The sequence below is a fragment of the Stenotrophomonas sp. BR163 genome, assembly GCF_047520985.2.
Classification (GTDB): Bacteria; Pseudomonadota; Gammaproteobacteria; order Xanthomonadales; family Xanthomonadaceae; genus Stenotrophomonas; species Stenotrophomonas sepilia.
Genome location: NZ_JAXBRE020000016.1, coordinates 33,806 through 49,951, shown reverse-complemented (window position 1 = coordinate 49,951; position 16,146 = coordinate 33,806). Strand labels below are relative to the sequence as shown.

The following is a 16,146-nucleotide window of genomic DNA, read 5'->3' as shown; positions in this document are numbered from 1 at the left end:
ATGGTTCTCGACATTCTGGCAATCGGCGCCCACCCCGACGACATCGAACTCGGTTGCGGCGGCAGCCTGGCCAAACTGGCCCGCGCCGGTGCACGCATCCATGCGCTGGTGCTCAGCCGTGGTGGCCGTGGCTGTCATGCCGGCATCGACCGCGGCGACGAATCGCACCGCGCGTTGCGGCGCCTGGGTGTGGCCGAGGTGATCCAGCGAGACTTCCCGGATACCCGCTTTCCTGCCTGCCGCAACGACATCGTCGCGGCGATCGAGCAGGCCTGCGCGCAGATCACACCGCATCGCGTCTACACGATGTGCGGCGAAGACCATCACCAGGACCATCGCACCGTCCACGAAGCGTCGATCATCGCCTGCCGCAGCATCCCGCAGATCCTCTGCTACGAGAGCCCCAGCACGTTGCCACAGTTCGCACCGCAGGTATTCGAGGACATCAGCGCACAGCTGGACCTGAAGATCCATGCCTTGCGCGAGCATGCCAGCCAGGGCGATCGCCACTACATGCAGGAGGATCACCTGCGCTGCCATGCGCAGTTCCGCGGCCAGCAGATCGGCATCGGCCCCAGTGAAGGCTTCGTGCCCTACCGGCTGGTGCTGTGATGAAAACGCTGCTGTTCCTGGCCATGTGTGCCTTCATCCTGGTGCGTGTGTGTGTGCAGGCCTTGCGCCGCCCCAGCACGCGCCTGTACAGCATCGATGCGATCGTGCCGGCCTACAACGAAGCCCCCTGCCTGGAGCGCTCGTTGACCAGCCTGCTGCAGAACCCCTACGTGGCGCGGGTGATCTGCGTGAACGATGGTTCCACCGACAACACCGCGCAGGTGCTCGATGCGCTGCAGGCGCACTGGCCCGGGCGCCTGGTGGCGGTGCATCAGTCCAACACCGGCAAGGGCGGCGCGCTGATGCATGGCCTGCAGCACGCCACCGCCGAGCAGGTGTTCCTGACCGACGCCGACACCCATATCGATCCGCGCGGCCACGGCCTGGGCCACCTGCTGGACGAGATCGAGCGCGGTGCCGATGCGGTCGGTGGCGTGCCGTCGTCCAGCCTGCAGGGTGCCGGCTTCCTGCCGCATGTGCGCGCCAGCCTGAAGCTGCCGATGATCGTCATCAAGCGCAGCTTCCAGCAGTGGCTGGGCGGCGCCCCCTTCATTGTCTCCGGTTCGTGTGGCCTGTTCCGTACCTCGGTGCTGCGCAAGGTCGGCTTCTCCGACCGCACCCGCGTGGAAGACCTGGACATGTCCTGGTCGCTGGTCGCGCAGGGGTACCGCGTCCGCCAGAGCGTGCGCTGCGTGGTCTACCCGCAGGAATGCAACACGCTGGTGGAGGAATGGCGGCGCTGGCGGCGCTGGATCGTCGGCTATGCGGTGTGCATGCGCCTGCATCGCGGCCTGCTGCTGACCCGTTTCGGCCTGTTCAGCATCCTGCCGATGATGCTGCTCGCGCTGGCCGGCATCGTGCTGACCCTACAGGTCTGGTTCGGTGCGGCCCAGCTGCATGGGCCGGGTGGCCTCGCCCTGTCTGTGATGCCGCTGTTCTGGATTGGCATCGTCATGTTGCTGGCGGTGATCAGTGCGATCCACCACCGCCGGGCGTGGCTGGTACCCGCCGCCGCGTTCTCGATGTTGTACGTGCTGCTCGCCTACGCGATCTGGTTGATGCACGGCGTGGCCGGGCTGTTCACCGGACGCGAACCGCTGCGCGACAAACCGACCAGGTATCCGCATGTGGTGGAATGACCTGGCCGCGATGGCCGCCGCGCTTTCGACGCTGCCACCGCACGTCGATTCCACTGCACAGGTTTCGCCGCGCGCGATGGTGCAGGGCAAGGTGAGGATCGGCGCCGGCAGCCGCATCTGCGACGGCGCCCAGCTGCAGGGGCCGGTATCGATCGGCCGCGACTGCCTGATCGGCAACAATGCGCTGCTGCGCGGCCCACTGCGTATCGGTGACGGCGTGCGCATCGGCTTTGCAGGTGAACTGAAGAACGCACTGATCGGCGACGGCGCCTGCATCGGCCCGCAATGTTTCATCGCCGACAGCCGCGTCGACGCCCGTGCCTACCTGGGCGCGCTGGTACGCACCAGCAACCATCGCCTGGATGGTGCGACGGTCGCCGTCCACATCGGCAATACCGTCATCGACAGCCAGCGCGACAAGCTCGGCGCCTGGATCGGTGAGGGCGCCGCGCTGGGTGTCGGCGTGATCATCCTGCCCGGTCGCATCGTCGCGCCGGGCAGCCAGTTCGGACCGCGCATCACCGTGGAACGAAACCTGCCGCCCGGTCGCTACCGGCTGCTGCAGTCGCTGCATTCCCAACCCCTGGAGTAACCCCATGCGATTGATCATCCGTGGCGCACTGCCGTGTGCCCTGCTGCTGGCTGTGTCCAGCGCCCACGCCGGCATCGACCGGGTCTCGGTGCAACTGGACCATGCCGACTACACCGACGGCTTCGGCAAGCGCGACGTACAGACTATGGACGTGGCCGGCCGCAGCGGTGACAGCCGTTGGCATCTGGGCCTGGCCCATGGCGAACGCGACTACGGCAGCAAGCGCTTCGGCGGCAATCGCGTGCAGGGTTCGCTGCACCAGCGCTGGAGTCCTCGCGTCTCGACCCGCACTGCCTTCACTGCCTCCAACGATGACCCGGTATTCGTCAACCGCCAGGTCAACCAGGACCTGCAGTGGCACGTGGCACCGCAGACCGTGCTGAGCGTAGGCGGCAAGTACGCCCAGTACCATGCCGGTGCATACGTGAGCGGCTGGTCGGTGGGCGCAGCGCATTACTTCCCGCGCGTGACCGCCTCACTGCGCCACGAGCGGCATCGCCAGTCCAATGGGCCCGACGGCCATGGCACCACGCTGTCACTGCGCCTGAAGGATGCGCAGGGCCGTGGCTCGACCCAGCTGTGGCTGGGCAGCGGTACTTCCGGCTACACCGCCGATTCCGATCCGCTGCTGCTGCGCGAACACGATGCACGTCGTGCCTTCCTGCGCCGCAGCCAGCCGCTGGGTAAGCATCTGGTGGTGGACATGGGCATCGGCAAGACCTGGCACAGGACACGCCTGGACCGCTTCCAGAGCGTGCAGTCACACCTGGGCCTGGGCTATCACTGGTAGAGCCGTGGCCGGTCGGCGGCGTGTGACGCCGCCGACTGTGGATAAACAGGGATCAGCGCCACCACGCGCGCGCCAGCGCCGCCGCGCCAACGGCACCGGACACCCAGCTCCACATCGGCAGGTCGCCCCAGTACCAGCCCGGCGGCTGCAGCACGTACATCAGCGCAGCGATGGCCAGCAGGCCGACGCCGGTGATCGCGCCGACCGCGCGCTTCTGCAGGCGCTGCACGCTGGCATCCAGCGCAACCAGATCGCGCGAGCGCATCGCCAGCTCGTGGCGCCCCTCCACCTGCTGGGTCAGCCAGGCGTGTACGAGGCGCGGCATGTCCGGTGCGTGGGTCATGATTTCCGGCAACCGCTTGCCGATCTCGCGCACGACCCGGCGTGGGCTGTAGCGCTCGCGCAGGATTTTCGCCAGCACCGGCTTGGCCACCGCCCAGATATCGATCTGCGGATCCAGCTGGCGGCCGACACCTTCGATGTTCAGCAGGGTCTTCTGCAGCAGGATCAGCTGCGGCTGCAGGGTCAGCTGGTAGCGCTGCGCCACGCGGAACAGCTTCATCAGCACTTCGGCCAGCGAGATCTGCGACAGCGGGCGGGTGAAGTACGGCTCGCACACCGAACGCACGGCCGCTTCCAGATCATCGATGCGCACGTTGTCCGGCATCCAGCGCGCCTGCACGTGCAGTTCGGCGATGCGGCGGTAATCGCGGTTGAAGATGGCCATGAAGTTCTCGGCCAGGTAGTACTGATCCTCCTGCGACAGCTGGCCCATGATGCCGAAGTCCAGCGCGATGAATCGCGGATTGGCGCGGCGCGCTGGATCGGTGTCGACCCAGATGTTGCCGGCGTGCGCATCGGCATGGAAGAAGTTGTCGCGGAACACCTGGGTGTAGAAGACCCGCACGCCCTTGGCGGCCAGTGCCTTGCGGTCGATGCCGGCCTTGTCGAGCGCGGCGATGTCGTCGGACGGGATGCCCCACACGCGCTCCAGGGTCAGCGCACGCTCGGCGGTATGGCTCCAGATCACTTCCGGCACGTACAGGTCGTCGCTGTTCTCCCAGAAGCGGCGCAGCACGCTGGCATTGGCGCCTTCGCGCTGCAGATCCAGCTCGGCGGCCAGGGTGTTCTCGACTTCGGCCACCACTTCGCGCGGACGGATCTTGTCGGCGCGCGGATGGGTGCGCTCGACCAGCGCGGCCAGCGAATTGAGCAGGGCGATGTCGGCGTCGATCTGCTTCTCGATGCCCGGGCGCAGCACCTTGACCACCACCTGGCGGCCATCGGCCAGCGTGGCCGCATGCACCTGCGCGATCGAAGCCGAGGCCAGTGGTTCGGTATCGAAGCTGGCGAAGGCCTCGCTGACCGGCAGGCCAAGCGCTTCCTCGACAATGCGACGCGCGGTGTCACCGTCGAACGGCTTGACCCGGTCCTGCAGCAGAGTCAGTTCGTTGGCCACGTCCGGCGGCACCAGGTCGCGGCGGGTGGACAGGATCTGGCCGAACTTGACGAAGATCGGGCCGAGGTCCTGCAGCGCCAGGCGCAGGCGCGCACCGCGCGACTGTGCGGCGATGTCGGCCGAGGCACGCGGCACGAACGGCTTGGCCAGGCGCAGCCAACGCTCGGCCGGCGTGCCCTGCAGCAGGTCGTCAAGGCGGTAACGCAGAATCACCCGGCCGATGCGGCTCGCCCGCAGCACGGCCTTCATGCGGCACCCCGCAGGCGCTGCACGCGCGCGCCGAGGCGCTCGACGTCATCGCGCAGCACGTCCACGTCATCGTGGAAGGCATCCAGTTCGGCGCGCGGCACCACGTCGCGCGATTCCTCGGTGATGAATTCGGCGGCGCTGTGGGCCAGGTCGATCGCACCCTGGCGCGCGTGCTGCAGGGCGCTGCGCAGGGTGTTGGCGACCTGCACGCCCAGTACCTCGCCAAACACGCTGACGAACGGCCGCTGCCAGTCCGGGTCGAAGCCCTTGGCCAGCTGCTGCAGGCGCCGCGCCAGTTCGGCGTCACCGGCCACGCGTACACGGCCCTTGTTGTTGGACTCGCCGCGCCGTGCGTTGGCCAGCAGCGGCAGCTGCGCCAGCACGCCGGCCAGGCTGCTGCGCACGGCCAGGTCGGCTTCCTGCGCATCCACCGGGCCGACCCGCAGCTGGTCGCCGTCGACGCTGATGCGCATCGCCAGCGACGGCGCTTCCAGGGTCAGGTCGATGTGCCGGCCATCGAGGCTGGCCAGGGCATGGCGGGTATCCGGATCCAGCGCCAGCGCGCGGTTCAGGGCGATCTGCAGGGCGCGGCCAGCGACCGGCTTGAGGGACTTGAGCAGGGAAAGAGCCATGGGCGCATTCTACCTGCGTGGGTGGGGGGCTTGGGCCGGGCTGCCGCCCGGCACCCGTGGTAGTGCCGGCCGCTGGCCGGCAAGATCAACATCAAAAGCTGGCTATCCGTGGGATGGCGGGGTGGGTCCGGTTGCGGGGGACGCTGCAAGTACGTCCATGTAAGCTCGGTCGCGCCATCCATGGCGCTCACGCCCCCGCAACCGGACCCACCCCGCCTTCGACAGCTTGCTGCGATCTGTCGGGACGGCGTTCTGTGTTGCTGTTGGTGGGTGTCGACCTTGGTCGACACGGCAGATCCACGCCATGCGTGGATGGATATCCGGTTCATCTGTGCCTCACGCGGAGGGCCGATGAAGGTTCATGCTATGAGGCCACGCAACGCACAGGACATCGCATTCCCCATGGCACGGACCCGGGTCGGCATCATCTTCGGGGGCAAGTCTTCCGAGCACGAAGTTTCGCTGCAGTCGGCGAAGAACATCCTCGATGCGCTTGATCGCGAGCGCTTCGAGCCGGTGCTGGTCGGCATCGACAAGCAGGGGCAGTGGCACCTGAGCCAGCCGGAGACGTTCCTGATCAATGCCGAAGATCCCGCGCGCATCGCGCTGCATCGGTCCGGCACGTCGCTGGCGGTGCGCCCGGGCGCCGAGCAGGGGCAGCTGCAGCCGTGCGATGCGGCCAGCGCGCTCGGCCAGATCGATGTGGTGCTGCCGATCGTGCACGGGCCGCTGGGCGAGGACGGTGCGCTGCAGGGGCTGCTGCGCATGGCCAACCTGCCCTTCGTCGGTTCGCCGGTACTGGGCTCGGCAGTGGCGATGGACAAGGACGTGACCAAGCGTCTGCTGCGCGACGCCGGGCTGCAGGTGGCGCCGTGGCTGTGCATCCGCCGCCACCAGGTGGCGGAAGTGGATGTCGATGCGGTGATCGCCCAGCTTGGCCTGCCGCTGTTCGTGAAGCCGGCCAACCAGGGCTCGTCGGTAGGCGTAAGCAAGGTCAAGGATGCGGCGGGCTTCGCCGAAGCGCTGGCAATGGCGCTGCGCTACGACCACAAGGTGCTGGTGGAATCGGCGGTGATCGGCCGCGAGATCGAGTGCGCGGTGCTGGGCAACGAACATCCGCAGGCCAGCCTGTGCGGCGAGGTGGTGGTGCACGACGATTTCTATGCTTACGACACCAAGTACATCAACGCCGATGGTGCCGAAGTGGTGGTACCCGCGGATATCGATGCTGCAACCCAGGCCCGCATCCAGCAGATCGCGCTGCAGGCCTACCAGGCGCTGGAGTGTGCCGGCATGGCGCGCGTGGATGTGTTCCTCACCGCGGGCGGCGACATCATCATCAACGAGGTCAACACGCTGCCCGGCTTCACCCGCATCAGCATGTACCCGAAGCTGTGGGGTGCCAGCGGCGTGGACTACACCACGCTGATCACCCGCCTGATCGAGCTGGCGCTGGAGCGCCATGAAGCTGATCGCGAACTGCAGAGCGCTGTATAGCGTTGTTATCGCCCGCAGAGTCGAGCATGGCTCGACTCTGCGGAAAGTGATACCGGCCAGCGGCCGGCACTACCAGCTAGCCTCGCTTGCGGAACATCGAGATCACCGCAAGGATCAGGAACACCACGAACAGGATCCAGGCGATGTTGGTTGCGGCGCCGGCGATTCCGGAGAAACCCAGAACGGCGGCGATGATGGCGATGACAAAGAAGATGATGGCGTAGTGCAGCATGGCGCTCCTCGCGGGTGGTCGAGCCTTGGATGGCGTGGGTCCATCCTCCCGATCCTGCGGTGTGCAACCAGTGACGGCGATCTATGCAGCAGATGAAGCCTTCAGCCTGCGCAGCCCCTCTTCGATGCTGACCTGCGGCACGTAGCCGAAGTCACGGCGCGCCGGTTCCATGCTGTACCAGTGCGGCGTGCACAACTGCTCGGCCAGGAAGCGGGTCAGCGGCGGCTCGCCACGCAGGCGCAGCAGCGGCCACAGCCGCTCGCAGATGGCGCCGACACGGTACGCGGTCTTGAAGCTGATCGCCTTGTCCACCGTCGGCGCGCCAACAGCGGCCAGCAGCTTGTTGACCAGCTCGCGCATCGGCAGCGGCTCGCCATTGGAGATGAAGTAGGCCTTGCCCGCACACGTAGCGCCCGGCGCCAGTGCCTCGAAGGCGAGGAAGTGCGCGAGTGCGGCGTTGTCGATGTAGGTGGTGTCCACCCTGTTGTTGCCATCCCCCACCAGGCGCAGGCGGCCCTGCCGCGCACGCTCGGCCAGCCTCGGCACCAGCTGCTGGTCGCCCGGGCCCCAGATCAGGCGCGGGCGCAGTGCCACCGTCGCCAGCGGCGCATCGTTGGCGGCCAGCACGCGCTGTTCGGCGATTGCCTTGGTAGCCGCATACGGCGCCTGGAAATCTTCGCCGTACGGCACCTCGTCAGCCCCGAGGCCTTCCACCGGGTGCGTGGCACGATGGGTCACGCTGGGCGTGGAGGTGTAGACCAGCCGGTTGATGCCATGCACGCGGCAGGCCGCGAGGACGTTGTCGGTGCCGACCACGTTGGCCTGGTGGTAGCTGTCATAGCTGCCCCATGCGCCGGCCTTGGCGCCGTTGTGGAACACCGCATCGACGCCGGCCACCGCATGCAGCACCGCCTGCGCATCGGCCAGATCACCGCGGATCTGGCCCACGCCCATCGCCTGCAGTTCCGGGTAATGACTGCGGTTGAACGCCAGCACCTGGTGGCCACGCTCGACCAGCCCGCGGCACAGCGCCTGCCCAAGGAAACCACCGCCACCGGTGACCAGGATCTTCATGCGCGCTTCTCCAGTTCGGCGCTGGCCCAGACGGCGAGCTTTTCGCGGCCGATCTTGGCGTTGTGACGGATATCGACGGGGAACGAAGGGTGTACCAGGAAGTGCTCCAGCCCGGCTCCGGCCAGGCATGCGGCGGCCTTGGCACGCAGCGCTTCCTGCAGTGCCGGGCTGTCGGACCGGCCACGCTGCAGCTCCACGCACAGCACCGGCACCTGCGCACCGGCGGCACCCACGCCAACCAGCGCAGTGCGCGCCACGCCGTCCACGGTGTTGAACATCGGCTCGACCTGCTCGGTGTACAGCGGCCCGTGCGCGGTTTCCACGCGCTGCGTCTTGCGCCCGCAGAACCACAGGCGGCCCTGCACATCGAAATAACCGACGTCGCCCATGCGATGCACCACGCGGGTGCTGCCATCGGCCAGCGTCTCGCGGATCTTCGCCGCCGCAGTGGCCTGCGGGCGGTTGAAGTAGCTGTCGGTGGCGGTCGGCCCGGCCACGGTGATTTCCCCCACTTCCCCCACCCCCAGCACCCGCGCCTGTGACCAGTCCGGCAGCGGTGCGTCGTCGATGGCGATGATGCGCACCTCGTTGGGGGCCACCACGTTGCCCACGCAGGTGCCGGCACCGGCCTCGGTCGCCGCGCGGGTGCGCTCCAGTTCGCGGCCTTCGACCACCGCCACCGGCAGGCACTCGGTGGCGCCATAGGGAGTCCAGAACTGCGCATCGGCCGGCAGCAGGCTGCGGATGGTGGCGACCACGTCCGGCGGCACCGGTGCCCCGGCCGAGGTCACCCGGGTCACCGTCGGCAGTGGCCGCCCGTGCCGGGCCAGCACCCGCATCAGCGCTGGCGAGCCGAACAGCTGGGTCACGCCGAAGCGCTGGATGGCATCGTGCAGGCGTCCCGGGTCGGCCTGCGCCGGCCGCGTCGGGTCCATGTCCGGGATCACCGAAGTCAGGCCCAACGCCGGATCGAACAGCGCGAACGGTGGGAAGGTCGGCAGGTCCACCCCACCCGCTTCCATGCCGAAGGCACTGCCCAGCAACTGGATCTGGCCGACGAAGTGGCGGTGGCGGTAGACCACGCCCTTGGGCACGCCGGTGGAGCCGCTGGTGAACAGGATCGCCGCCATGTCCTCGCCATCGGTGTCGGCCAGCATCGGCCCAGCGCTGGCGCCAGCGCGCTCCAGCGCGGCCAGCGTGGTGCCGCCCCAGCCGAGGCGGCGGCCGACCGTCACCAGCCGGGTGGCCGACGGCGCCCAGCGCAGCACCAGCCGCGCCACATGCGCCAGCGGAATGCCGATGAAGGCCTGCGGCTGCGCCTCGTCCAGGCACTGCTTCAGCGCGCGCCGGTCGATGCCCGGATCGACCAGCACCGGCACTGCGCCCAGCTTGAACAGCGCGAACATCAGCAGGAAGAACTCCGGAGAAGGCCGCACCATCACCACCGTGCGCACGCCACGGCCGATCCCGTAGCCGGCCAGGCCGGCGGCCATGGCATCACTGCGGGCGTCCAGCTGACGGTAATCGAGGGTGACATCGTAGGCGGCCATGCCGTTGCCGGCGCCGCGGTGGCCGGGGCAGCGGATGGCGATCTGGTCGGGGCGTTCACGCGCCAGTTCAGGCAGCCGTGCCGCGATATTGCAGGGTCGGTTCATCCGTTCATTGTCGCCGCTTACGGAATTTCTTGCGCGGCGGCCCACTTCGTGGAAAATCCGCACCCTCGTTCCCGATTCCAACTGCCGCCCGAGGCGGCTTGCCCATGCAACATCCCTGCATGACCTGCGGCGCCTGCTGCACCCAGTACCGCGTGGCCTTCCACTGGATGGAATCGGACGAGGTCACCCCCGGCGGCGTGCCGCACCAGCTTACCGAGGTGCTGGACCCGCATCGCCTGTGCATGCGCGGCACCCATTCCAAGCCGGTGCGCTGCGTCGCGCTGGATGCGCAGATCGGCGTGTATTCACGCTGCACGATCCACCCCAACCGGCCCAGCGTGTGCCGTGAGGTGGATGCATCGTGGGAATACGGCAAGGCCAGCCCGCAGTGCGACAAGGCGCGCATTGCCTATGGCCTGGATCCGCTGACGCTGGCCGACTGGCGCTGGCGCGATGACGCCGACAATGACGACGATCATCCGGACGACAACGGCAACAGCCCGTCCTCGCCGCCGCAGGCACCGGTCGCCGCGTAATCCGGTGTGCCGACCAACGGTCGGCACCCACCCATACCTTCCACTTGTGGGTGCCGACCGTTGGTCGGCACACCGCTCAGATCGGGTTCTTGTCCAGGAACGCGCGGATCTCCGGTACCAGCACTTCGTGCTTGTCTTCCAGCACATAGTGGCCGGCGTCCTCGAAGGCATGCACCTGGGCCTGCGGCAGTGCGGCCTGGAAACCCTTCAGGAAATGATGGTCGAACACGAAGTCACGCAGGCCCCAGCCGAGGAAGGCCGGGCGGTCGGCGAACGAGGGCAGTGCCTTGCCGGCACGCTCCAGCAGCGACCAGGCCTTGTCAGCCGGCGACAGCGGGATGTCCTGCATGAAGCGGATGGTGCTGATGCGGTTGGCCCAGCTGTTGTACGGCGACACGTAGGCGCGGCGCACATCGGCCGGCATCCTGCGCTCCACGCCAAGCCAAGAGGCCCCGGACGAGAACGCGTTGAAGCTGCGGATGATCCACTCGCCGATCTTCCAGTGGCGACCCAGCGCGATCTGCCACGGCATCTTCTTCGCCGCCGGCATCGGGAAGGCAGCGGTGTTGAGCACGACCAGGCGCTTCACCTGGTCGTGGTGCGACAGCGCCCAGCCGAACCCGATCATGCCGCCCCAGTCATGCACGGCCAGGGTCACCGGGCCGGTGATGCCCAGGTGCTTCAGCAGCGCATCAAGATCGTCCACGCGCGACTGCAGCGTGTATTCATAGCGGCTGTCATCGGGCTTGTCCGACAGGCCCATGCCGATGTGGTCCGGCACGATGCAGCGGTAGGTGTCCGACAGGCCGGCCACCAGCGTGCGCCAGTAATAGCTCCACGACGGGTTGCCGTGCACCATCACCACCACCTCGCCATCGCGCGGGCCCTCGTCGAGATAGTTCATCGACAGGCCGGGGCGGACCTCGAAGCGCTGCGGGTGGGCGGGGTAACCGGGAAGATCGCGCATGCGGAGCACCTAAGGAGAGTCGCGGCGCAATGTAGAGCCGAGCCGTTGCTCGGCTGCTCTCCGGTCCGCTGCGGAAGAGCCGCGCTGCGCGCGTGAGCCGAGCATGGCTCGGCTCTACAGGAGGTCGGGCAACGGGCTGCTTACCAGACCACTTCAGCCATCGAACAGTTCAGGCCCGAGCCAATACCCAGAAGCGCGATGCGATCGCCCTTCTTCAGCTTGCCCAGCTGCTTGAGCTTGCTCAGCACGATCGGCACCGAGGCCGGGCCGATGTTGCCGTGCTCGCCGAAGATGGTCATGACCTTCTTCGGGTCGATGCCGAAGTTCTTGATGAACGCGGCGGTGTGCGGCTGGCTGACCTGGTGGATCACGAACTGGTCCAGCTCCTCCACGGCCCAGCCGAGTGCGATCTTGGCGGCGCTGAAGGTCTTCTGCGCCAGCTTGATGCCTTCGATCAGCAACAGGCGGGTGTCGGTGACCATGCGGTCCAGGTTGCCCAGGCACAGCTGGTTCCACTCGGTGGCCGAGCGGGTCACGCCGCCCTTGTAGCGCGGCGCGTCCGGCACCAGCTCCGCGCGCGCCATCACCATCGCGGCGGCGCCCGACCCGGTGGTCAGCGCGGCCAGCTCGTTGCGGAAGTCGTCGGCGGTGACGTCCGGGGCGGTCATGCGCTCCAGGGTCTTCTCGTACACCAGGTTGGCGGTCTCGCCGTCCACCACCAGCGCGTAGTCGATATCACCGCGCTCGATCATGCGCGCCGCGATGTCCATGCCGTTGATGAAGGCCAGGCAGGCGTTGGCGACGTCGAAGGTCATGCATTCGTCGCTGACACCGAGGTTGCCCGACACGATGGAGGCCGTGGACGGCTCCAGGTAGTCGCGGCTGACCGAGGTGTTGACCAGCAGGCCGACCTGGGTCGCGGTGATGCCCGCGTCTTCCAGTGCCTTGCGGCCGGCCATGGTGGCGGCGTCCGACGCCAGCACGCCGTTGTCCCACAGGCGGCGGGCGTGGATGCCGGCGATGTCGCCGAGCACATCGGTGCGGATACCCAGGCGATCCAACGTCGGCTGCAGGCGTTCGTTGATTTCCTTGGTCGTCAGCGTATGCGGTGCGTCGACGTGTGCCAGGCCGGCGATCGAGACATTCTTGAAGAGCATCGAGGTTAGCGCCAAGGCTCAGGCAAAAGGGGGCGCTATTCTATAACCCCCGGGCTTTCACCGCATCTTTACGAATTCAGCCTCGGCCGTATGGTGAAGCGTTCAGCGCGGCGGGCACTGGAACGCGGCGAAGCGCTGGCTGCCATCGGCGGGGGCCGCAGCGGCCTGGACGGCATTGGCGCCGGCGCTCGGGGCCTCGTTGCGGGCCAGGGTTTCCAGCTCTTCCTGCACCCGCAGCGGGTTGCGGTTGTAGAAGCCGACCTTGCTCTTCACGGTGACCACCACCTCGCCCTTGGCGATGCAGCCGGCCGGAACCGGCCCTGCCGGCAGCACGCGGGTTGCCTTGCCGGCCGGTTCGATCGGCACCCAGGTACAGGCGGTGACGGTGAGCAGCAGGGAGGAAAGCAGCAGAACGCGCATGGGCAGATCCTGGAAGGGTATGGGGGGATTCTGCCTGAACAGCCTGAATCGGGGGTAGCCGGGGCCGGGGTCAGAGCCCCCTGCGGGGATCCGACCCCAGATCGGCAGAAGGGTCGGATCCCCCGCAGGGGGCTCTGACCCCGGATGCATGACGGGGTTGCCGGCCAGCGGCGGGCACCCTGGGGAGGCCTGCCCGCCGGGGGCTGGCAGGCACATCCCTTATTTCTTGACCGGGTTGCCTTCGGCGTCGATCACCGTCACCTCGCCCAGGTTCAGCGCGCGCACGGCCGCTTCGGTCTGCTTGAGGTCACCCACCACCACCCAGGTCAGAGCCTGCGGCTTGATCTCGGCGGCGGCCTGCTGCACTTGCGCCGGGGTCATCGCTTCGATCTCGGCCTTGCGCCGCAGCACGTAATCGTCCGGGCGCTTGAACTGCACGATCGAACCGATGGTCGACGCCACCGCACTGGCGGTCTCGTAGGCACCGGGCAGGCTCAGGGTCTGGATGTTGCGGATGCGGTTGACCTCGGCAGCGGTGGCCGGCTTGCTGCCATCGGCGAACGCGGCGATTTCCTTGCGCATTTCCGCCAGTGCCGGGCCGGTCTTGTCGATCTGCACCGGCGCGCTGGCCATCCACGGGCGCTGGCCCACCGAATTGACCGCGCTGCTGCGCGCACCGTAGGACCAGTGCTTGTCCTCGCGCAGGTTCATGTTCAGGCGCGAGGTGAAGTCGCCGCCGATCACGCCGTTGGCGATGTCGAAGCGGGTCGAACTGGTGGCGCTGGAAGGTGCCACCACCTGGCCGGCAAACAGGTTGGCCTGTACCGCGCCCGGCTGGTCGATCAGGAACACGCGCGGGCCCTTCGGCAGCGCTACGTCGGTGGCCGCCTTCACCTGCGGGGCCTCGCCACTGGCCTTCCAGTCGCCCAGCTGCTTGTCCAGCAGCGGCACGATCTCGGCCAGGGTGGTGTCACCGACCACGATCAGGGTGCCGTTCTGCGGGCGCAGCCAGTCGTGGTGGAAGTCGACCAGGTCCTCGCGGGTCAGGCCGTTGATCGCCGCCTCGTCACCGCTACCGGTGAACGGAATGGCATACGGGTGGCCCTTGCCGTACAGCAGCGGGGGCAGCACGCGCATCGCCACCGCACCCGGGTTGACCTTCTCCTGCTGGATGCCAGCGATCCAGCTCGCCTTGACCCGGTCGATCTCGCCCTGCTCGAAGCGCGGCTCGCGCAGCAGGTCGCGGTACAGCGCCAGCGACGGCACCAGGTTCTCCTTCAGCGCCGACAGGTCCACGCTCATCGAGTCCAGGCCGGCCGAAGCATCCAGGCTGGCGCCCAGCGCATCCGCGGCGTCGGCGAAGGCCAGCGAGCCCAGCTTGCCGGCGCCTTCGGTCATCAGGCTCATGGTGAAGTTGGCGGTGCCCGGCTTGCGGCCCTGGTCGGCACTGAAGCCGCCCGGGAACTGGTAGCTGAACTGCACCACCGGAATCTCGTGGCGCTCGGCCAGGATCACCTGGGTGCCGTTCTTCAGCGTGGCGCGCTGCAGCGCCGGGAACTTCAGCTGCGGGAACTCGCGGGTCTGCGGCACGCCGGCCTTGCGGTCGACCTGCTCGGGCAGGGTGCTGTACTTCGGGTCCACCGCCGGCACGGTGAACGGCTTCGGCGCCTGGCTCGGATCTTCCTTCAGCGCCACGCGCTCACCCGGTGCGATCACCAGGGTGTGGCTGCCCTTGTCCAGCCACTGCGCGCCGAGCCGGCTCAGATCAGCAGCACTGGCCTTCTCGATGTTGGCCAGCGAGGTGCGGAAGCAGCCCGGGTCGCCTGTGAACACCGCGCACTCGGCCAGTGCGTCGGCCTTGCCGCCGAAGCCACCGATGCGCTCGATGCCGCGGATGAAACCGGCGCGTGCACCGGTCTTGGCGCGCTCCAGTTCGGCCGCGGTCGGGCCCTGCTTGATCAGCCGGTCCAGTTCCTCGTCGATGATCTTCTCGACCTTGGCCGGGTCCTGGCCCTGCTTGACCGTCGCCATGATCACGAAGTTCGAGCCCAACTGCGAGGTCGACAGGCCCGACGCGATGCTGTCCACCAGCTTGTCCTGGTGCTGCAGGCGCTGGCTCAGGCGCGAAGACTTCGCACCGCCCAGCACCTGCGCGAACAACTGCAGCTGATCGACCTCGGTGGTGCCGACCTGCGGCACGTTCCAGGCGCGGTAGATGCGCGCCTGCGGCACCTTGTCGGTCATCGTCTCGCGCGTGTCGGCACTACGCTTGGCCACGTTCACCGCCGGCTGCGCCATGGTCGGGCCGGCCGGGATGCTGCCGAAGTACCTGGCGACCTTTTCCTTGGCGGTGGCCAGGTCGATGTCGCCGGCCAGCACCAGCACCGCGTTGTTCGGGCCGTACCAGGTCCGGAACCAGGTCTTCACGTCATCCAGCGACGCCGCGTTCAGATCGTTCATCGACCCGATCACGCCGTGGTGGTACGGGTGGCCCACCGGGTACAGCGCCTTGTTGAGCTGGTCCCAGGCCTGGCCGTAGGGCTGGTTCTCGCCCTGGCGCTTCTCGTTCTGCACCACGCCACGCTGCTCGTCCAGCGCGGCCTGGTCGATCGCACCGACCAGATGGCCCATGCGGTCCGATTCCATCCACAGCGCCATGTCCAGCGCGGTGGTCGGCACGTTTTCGAAATAGTTGGTGCGATCGGTGTTGGTGGTGCCGTTCTGGTTGGTGGCACCCACCTGCTTGAACGGTTCGAAGAATTCGCCGTCGTGGTTTTCGCTGCCCTGGAACATCAGGTGTTCGAACAGGTGCGCGAAGCCGGTACGGCCAGCCGGCTCGTCCTTGCTGCCCACGTGGTACCAGACGTTGACCGCAACGATCGGCGCCTTGCGATCGGTATGCACGATCACGCGCAGGCCGTTGGGCAGGGTGAACTGCTCGTACGGGATATCGACCTTGGCCGGGGCGGCCGGCTTGGCCGCCAGCGCATGGGAAGGCACAAGCGTGCCCAGGGCGGTGCTGAGGGCGACAGCCAGCAGTGCAGCGCGCGGGCGAAGGGCGAGAGACATATCCGGATCCTTGGTCACGAAGGTGAACCCCGATCCTAGCCTGCGCGCGCGGCGGCCGGAATCGGT

At 67.8% G+C, this 16,146-nt stretch carries 15 protein-coding genes; 6 read left to right on the top strand and 9 right to left on the bottom strand.

Going from position 1 to position 16,146, the window contains the following annotated elements:
- Genes ACM0PY_RS14040 through ACM0PY_RS14025 form a run of 4 tightly spaced genes read left to right on the top strand, consistent with a single transcriptional unit; the run spans nt 1 to nt 3,133 of the window.
- Nucleotides 1-612 carry a PIG-L deacetylase family protein gene (locus ACM0PY_RS14040; RefSeq protein ID WP_049413625.1) on the top strand — a complete coding sequence of 204 codons (612 nt, stop codon included), beginning with the start codon at nt 1-3 and terminating at the stop codon, nt 610-612.
- Nucleotides 612-1,751 (top strand): glycosyltransferase family 2 protein, encoded by a 1,140-nt coding sequence (locus ACM0PY_RS14035; protein WP_180884861.1) that lies wholly within the window; start codon nt 612-614, stop codon nt 1,749-1,751. The genes ACM0PY_RS14040 and ACM0PY_RS14035 overlap by 1 nt, the downstream gene beginning before the upstream one ends.
- Nucleotides 1,738-2,343, top strand: a complete 606-nt coding sequence (locus ACM0PY_RS14030) for an LbetaH domain-containing protein (protein WP_069138105.1) — start codon at nt 1,738-1,740, stop codon at nt 2,341-2,343. The genes ACM0PY_RS14035 and ACM0PY_RS14030 overlap by 14 nt, the downstream gene beginning before the upstream one ends.
- A 4-nt stretch (nt 2,344-2,347) precedes the next feature.
- The gene (locus ACM0PY_RS14025; RefSeq protein WP_134971946.1) at nt 2,348-3,133 is read left to right on the top strand and encodes a YaiO family outer membrane beta-barrel protein; all 786 of its coding nucleotides are present in this window, start codon (nt 2,348-2,350) and stop codon (nt 3,131-3,133) included.
- Nucleotides 3,134-3,185: 52 nt separating this feature from the next.
- Here ACM0PY_RS14025 and ubiB read toward each other — a convergent pair whose 3' ends face one another.
- Both ubiB and ACM0PY_RS14015 read right to left on the bottom strand, forming a co-directional pair.
- The gene (gene ubiB, locus ACM0PY_RS14020) at nt 3,186-4,841 is read right to left on the bottom strand and encodes a ubiquinone biosynthesis regulatory protein kinase UbiB (protein WP_134971948.1); all 1,656 of its coding nucleotides are present in this window, start codon (nt 4,839-4,841) and stop codon (nt 3,186-3,188) included.
- Complete coding sequence (locus ACM0PY_RS14015; protein ID WP_134971951.1) at nt 4,838-5,473, bottom strand: ubiquinone biosynthesis accessory factor UbiJ; 636 nt, start codon at nt 5,471-5,473, stop codon at nt 4,838-4,840. Before ACM0PY_RS14015 ends, ubiB begins: the two co-directional genes overlap by 4 nt.
- 402 nt (nt 5,474-5,875) lie before the next feature.
- Here ACM0PY_RS14015 and ddlA point away from each other — a divergent pair, with 402 nt between their 5' ends.
- Complete coding sequence (gene ddlA, locus ACM0PY_RS14010; RefSeq protein WP_180884863.1) at nt 5,876-6,970, top strand: D-alanine--D-alanine ligase; 1,095 nt, start codon at nt 5,876-5,878, stop codon at nt 6,968-6,970.
- Between the two features lie 76 nt (nt 6,971-7,046).
- Here the strand turns inward: ddlA and ACM0PY_RS14005 are convergent, their stop codons facing one another.
- The 3 genes from ACM0PY_RS14005 to oleC all read right to left on the bottom strand — a co-directional run bounded on the left by ACM0PY_RS14005 (nt 7,047) and on the right by oleC (nt 9,931).
- On the bottom strand, nt 7,047-7,202 hold the full coding sequence (locus ACM0PY_RS14005; RefSeq protein ID WP_005407633.1) for a DUF1328 domain-containing protein: 156 nt from the start codon (nt 7,200-7,202) through the stop codon (nt 7,047-7,049).
- Nucleotides 7,203-7,283: 81 nt separating this feature from the next.
- Nucleotides 7,284-8,276 carry a 2-alkyl-3-oxoalkanoate reductase gene (gene oleD / locus ACM0PY_RS14000; protein WP_414609481.1) on the bottom strand — a complete coding sequence of 331 codons (993 nt, stop codon included), beginning with the start codon at nt 8,274-8,276 and terminating at the stop codon, nt 7,284-7,286.
- A complete protein-coding gene (oleC, locus tag ACM0PY_RS13995) occupies nt 8,273-9,931 on the bottom strand; it encodes an olefin beta-lactone synthetase (protein WP_180884865.1) in 1,659 nt (552 codons plus the stop codon). Before oleC ends, oleD begins: the two co-directional genes overlap by 4 nt.
- Before the next feature lie 104 nt (nt 9,932-10,035).
- Between oleC and ACM0PY_RS13990 the strand changes: the two genes are divergently transcribed.
- On the top strand, nt 10,036-10,467 hold the full coding sequence (locus ACM0PY_RS13990; protein ID WP_029380125.1) for a YkgJ family cysteine cluster protein: 432 nt from the start codon (nt 10,036-10,038) through the stop codon (nt 10,465-10,467).
- A gap of 76 nt (nt 10,468-10,543) precedes the next feature.
- Here the strand turns inward: ACM0PY_RS13990 and ACM0PY_RS13985 are convergent, their stop codons facing one another.
- From ACM0PY_RS13985 to ACM0PY_RS13970, 4 genes are all read right to left on the bottom strand, one after another.
- Nucleotides 10,544-11,434: an alpha/beta fold hydrolase gene (locus ACM0PY_RS13985; protein ID WP_180884867.1), complete on the bottom strand. Its 891-nt coding sequence runs from the start codon at nt 11,432-11,434 to the stop codon at nt 10,544-10,546.
- Nucleotides 11,435-11,574: 140 nt separating this feature from the next.
- A complete protein-coding gene (locus ACM0PY_RS13980; RefSeq protein WP_005420782.1) occupies nt 11,575-12,591 on the bottom strand; it encodes a 3-oxoacyl-ACP synthase III in 1,017 nt (338 codons plus the stop codon).
- Between the two features lie 102 nt (nt 12,592-12,693).
- Nucleotides 12,694-13,011 (bottom strand): DUF4156 domain-containing protein, encoded by a 318-nt coding sequence (locus ACM0PY_RS13975; RefSeq protein ID WP_005407628.1) that lies wholly within the window; start codon nt 13,009-13,011, stop codon nt 12,694-12,696.
- A gap of 219 nt (nt 13,012-13,230) precedes the next feature.
- Complete coding sequence (locus ACM0PY_RS13970; RefSeq protein ID WP_088496701.1) at nt 13,231-16,080, bottom strand: M16 family metallopeptidase; 2,850 nt, start codon at nt 16,078-16,080, stop codon at nt 13,231-13,233.
- Between the last annotated feature and the right edge of the window lie 66 nt (nt 16,081-16,146).

What these genes read in the sequence shown, in the direction of transcription:
- ACM0PY_RS14040 (WP_049413625.1), top strand. Translation starts at nt 1, where the DNA reads ATGGTTCTCGACATTCTGGCAATCGGCGCCCACCCCGACGACATCGAA.
- ACM0PY_RS14035 (WP_180884861.1), top strand. Translation starts at nt 612, where the DNA reads ATGAAAACGCTGCTGTTCCTGGCCATGTGTGCCTTCATCCTGGTGCGT.
- ACM0PY_RS14030 (WP_069138105.1), top strand. Translation starts at nt 1,738, where the DNA reads ATGTGGTGGAATGACCTGGCCGCGATGGCCGCCGCGCTTTCGACGCTG.
- ACM0PY_RS14025 (WP_134971946.1), top strand. Translation starts at nt 2,348, where the DNA reads ATGCGATTGATCATCCGTGGCGCACTGCCGTGTGCCCTGCTGCTGGCT.
- ubiB (WP_134971948.1), bottom strand. Translation starts at nt 4,841, where the DNA reads ATGAAGGCCGTGCTGCGGGCGAGCCGCATCGGCCGGGTGATTCTGCGT.
- ACM0PY_RS14015 (WP_134971951.1), bottom strand. Translation starts at nt 5,473, where the DNA reads ATGGCTCTTTCCCTGCTCAAGTCCCTCAAGCCGGTCGCTGGCCGCGCC.
- ddlA (WP_180884863.1), top strand. Translation starts at nt 5,876, where the DNA reads ATGGCACGGACCCGGGTCGGCATCATCTTCGGGGGCAAGTCTTCCGAG.
- ACM0PY_RS14005 (WP_005407633.1), bottom strand. Translation starts at nt 7,202, where the DNA reads ATGCTGCACTACGCCATCATCTTCTTTGTCATCGCCATCATCGCCGCC.
- oleD (WP_414609481.1), bottom strand. Translation starts at nt 8,276, where the DNA reads ATGAAGATCCTGGTCACCGGTGGCGGTGGTTTCCTTGGGCAGGCGCTG.
- oleC (WP_180884865.1), bottom strand. Translation starts at nt 9,931, where the DNA reads ATGAACCGACCCTGCAATATCGCGGCACGGCTGCCTGAACTGGCGCGT.
- ACM0PY_RS13990 (WP_029380125.1), top strand. Translation starts at nt 10,036, where the DNA reads ATGCAACATCCCTGCATGACCTGCGGCGCCTGCTGCACCCAGTACCGC.
- ACM0PY_RS13985 (WP_180884867.1), bottom strand. Translation starts at nt 11,434, where the DNA reads ATGCGCGATCTTCCCGGTTACCCCGCCCACCCGCAGCGCTTCGAGGTC.
- ACM0PY_RS13980 (WP_005420782.1), bottom strand. Translation starts at nt 12,591, where the DNA reads ATGCTCTTCAAGAATGTCTCGATCGCCGGCCTGGCACACGTCGACGCA.
- ACM0PY_RS13975 (WP_005407628.1), bottom strand. Translation starts at nt 13,011, where the DNA reads ATGCGCGTTCTGCTGCTTTCCTCCCTGCTGCTCACCGTCACCGCCTGT.
- ACM0PY_RS13970 (WP_088496701.1), bottom strand. Translation starts at nt 16,080, where the DNA reads ATGTCTCTCGCCCTTCGCCCGCGCGCTGCACTGCTGGCTGTCGCCCTC.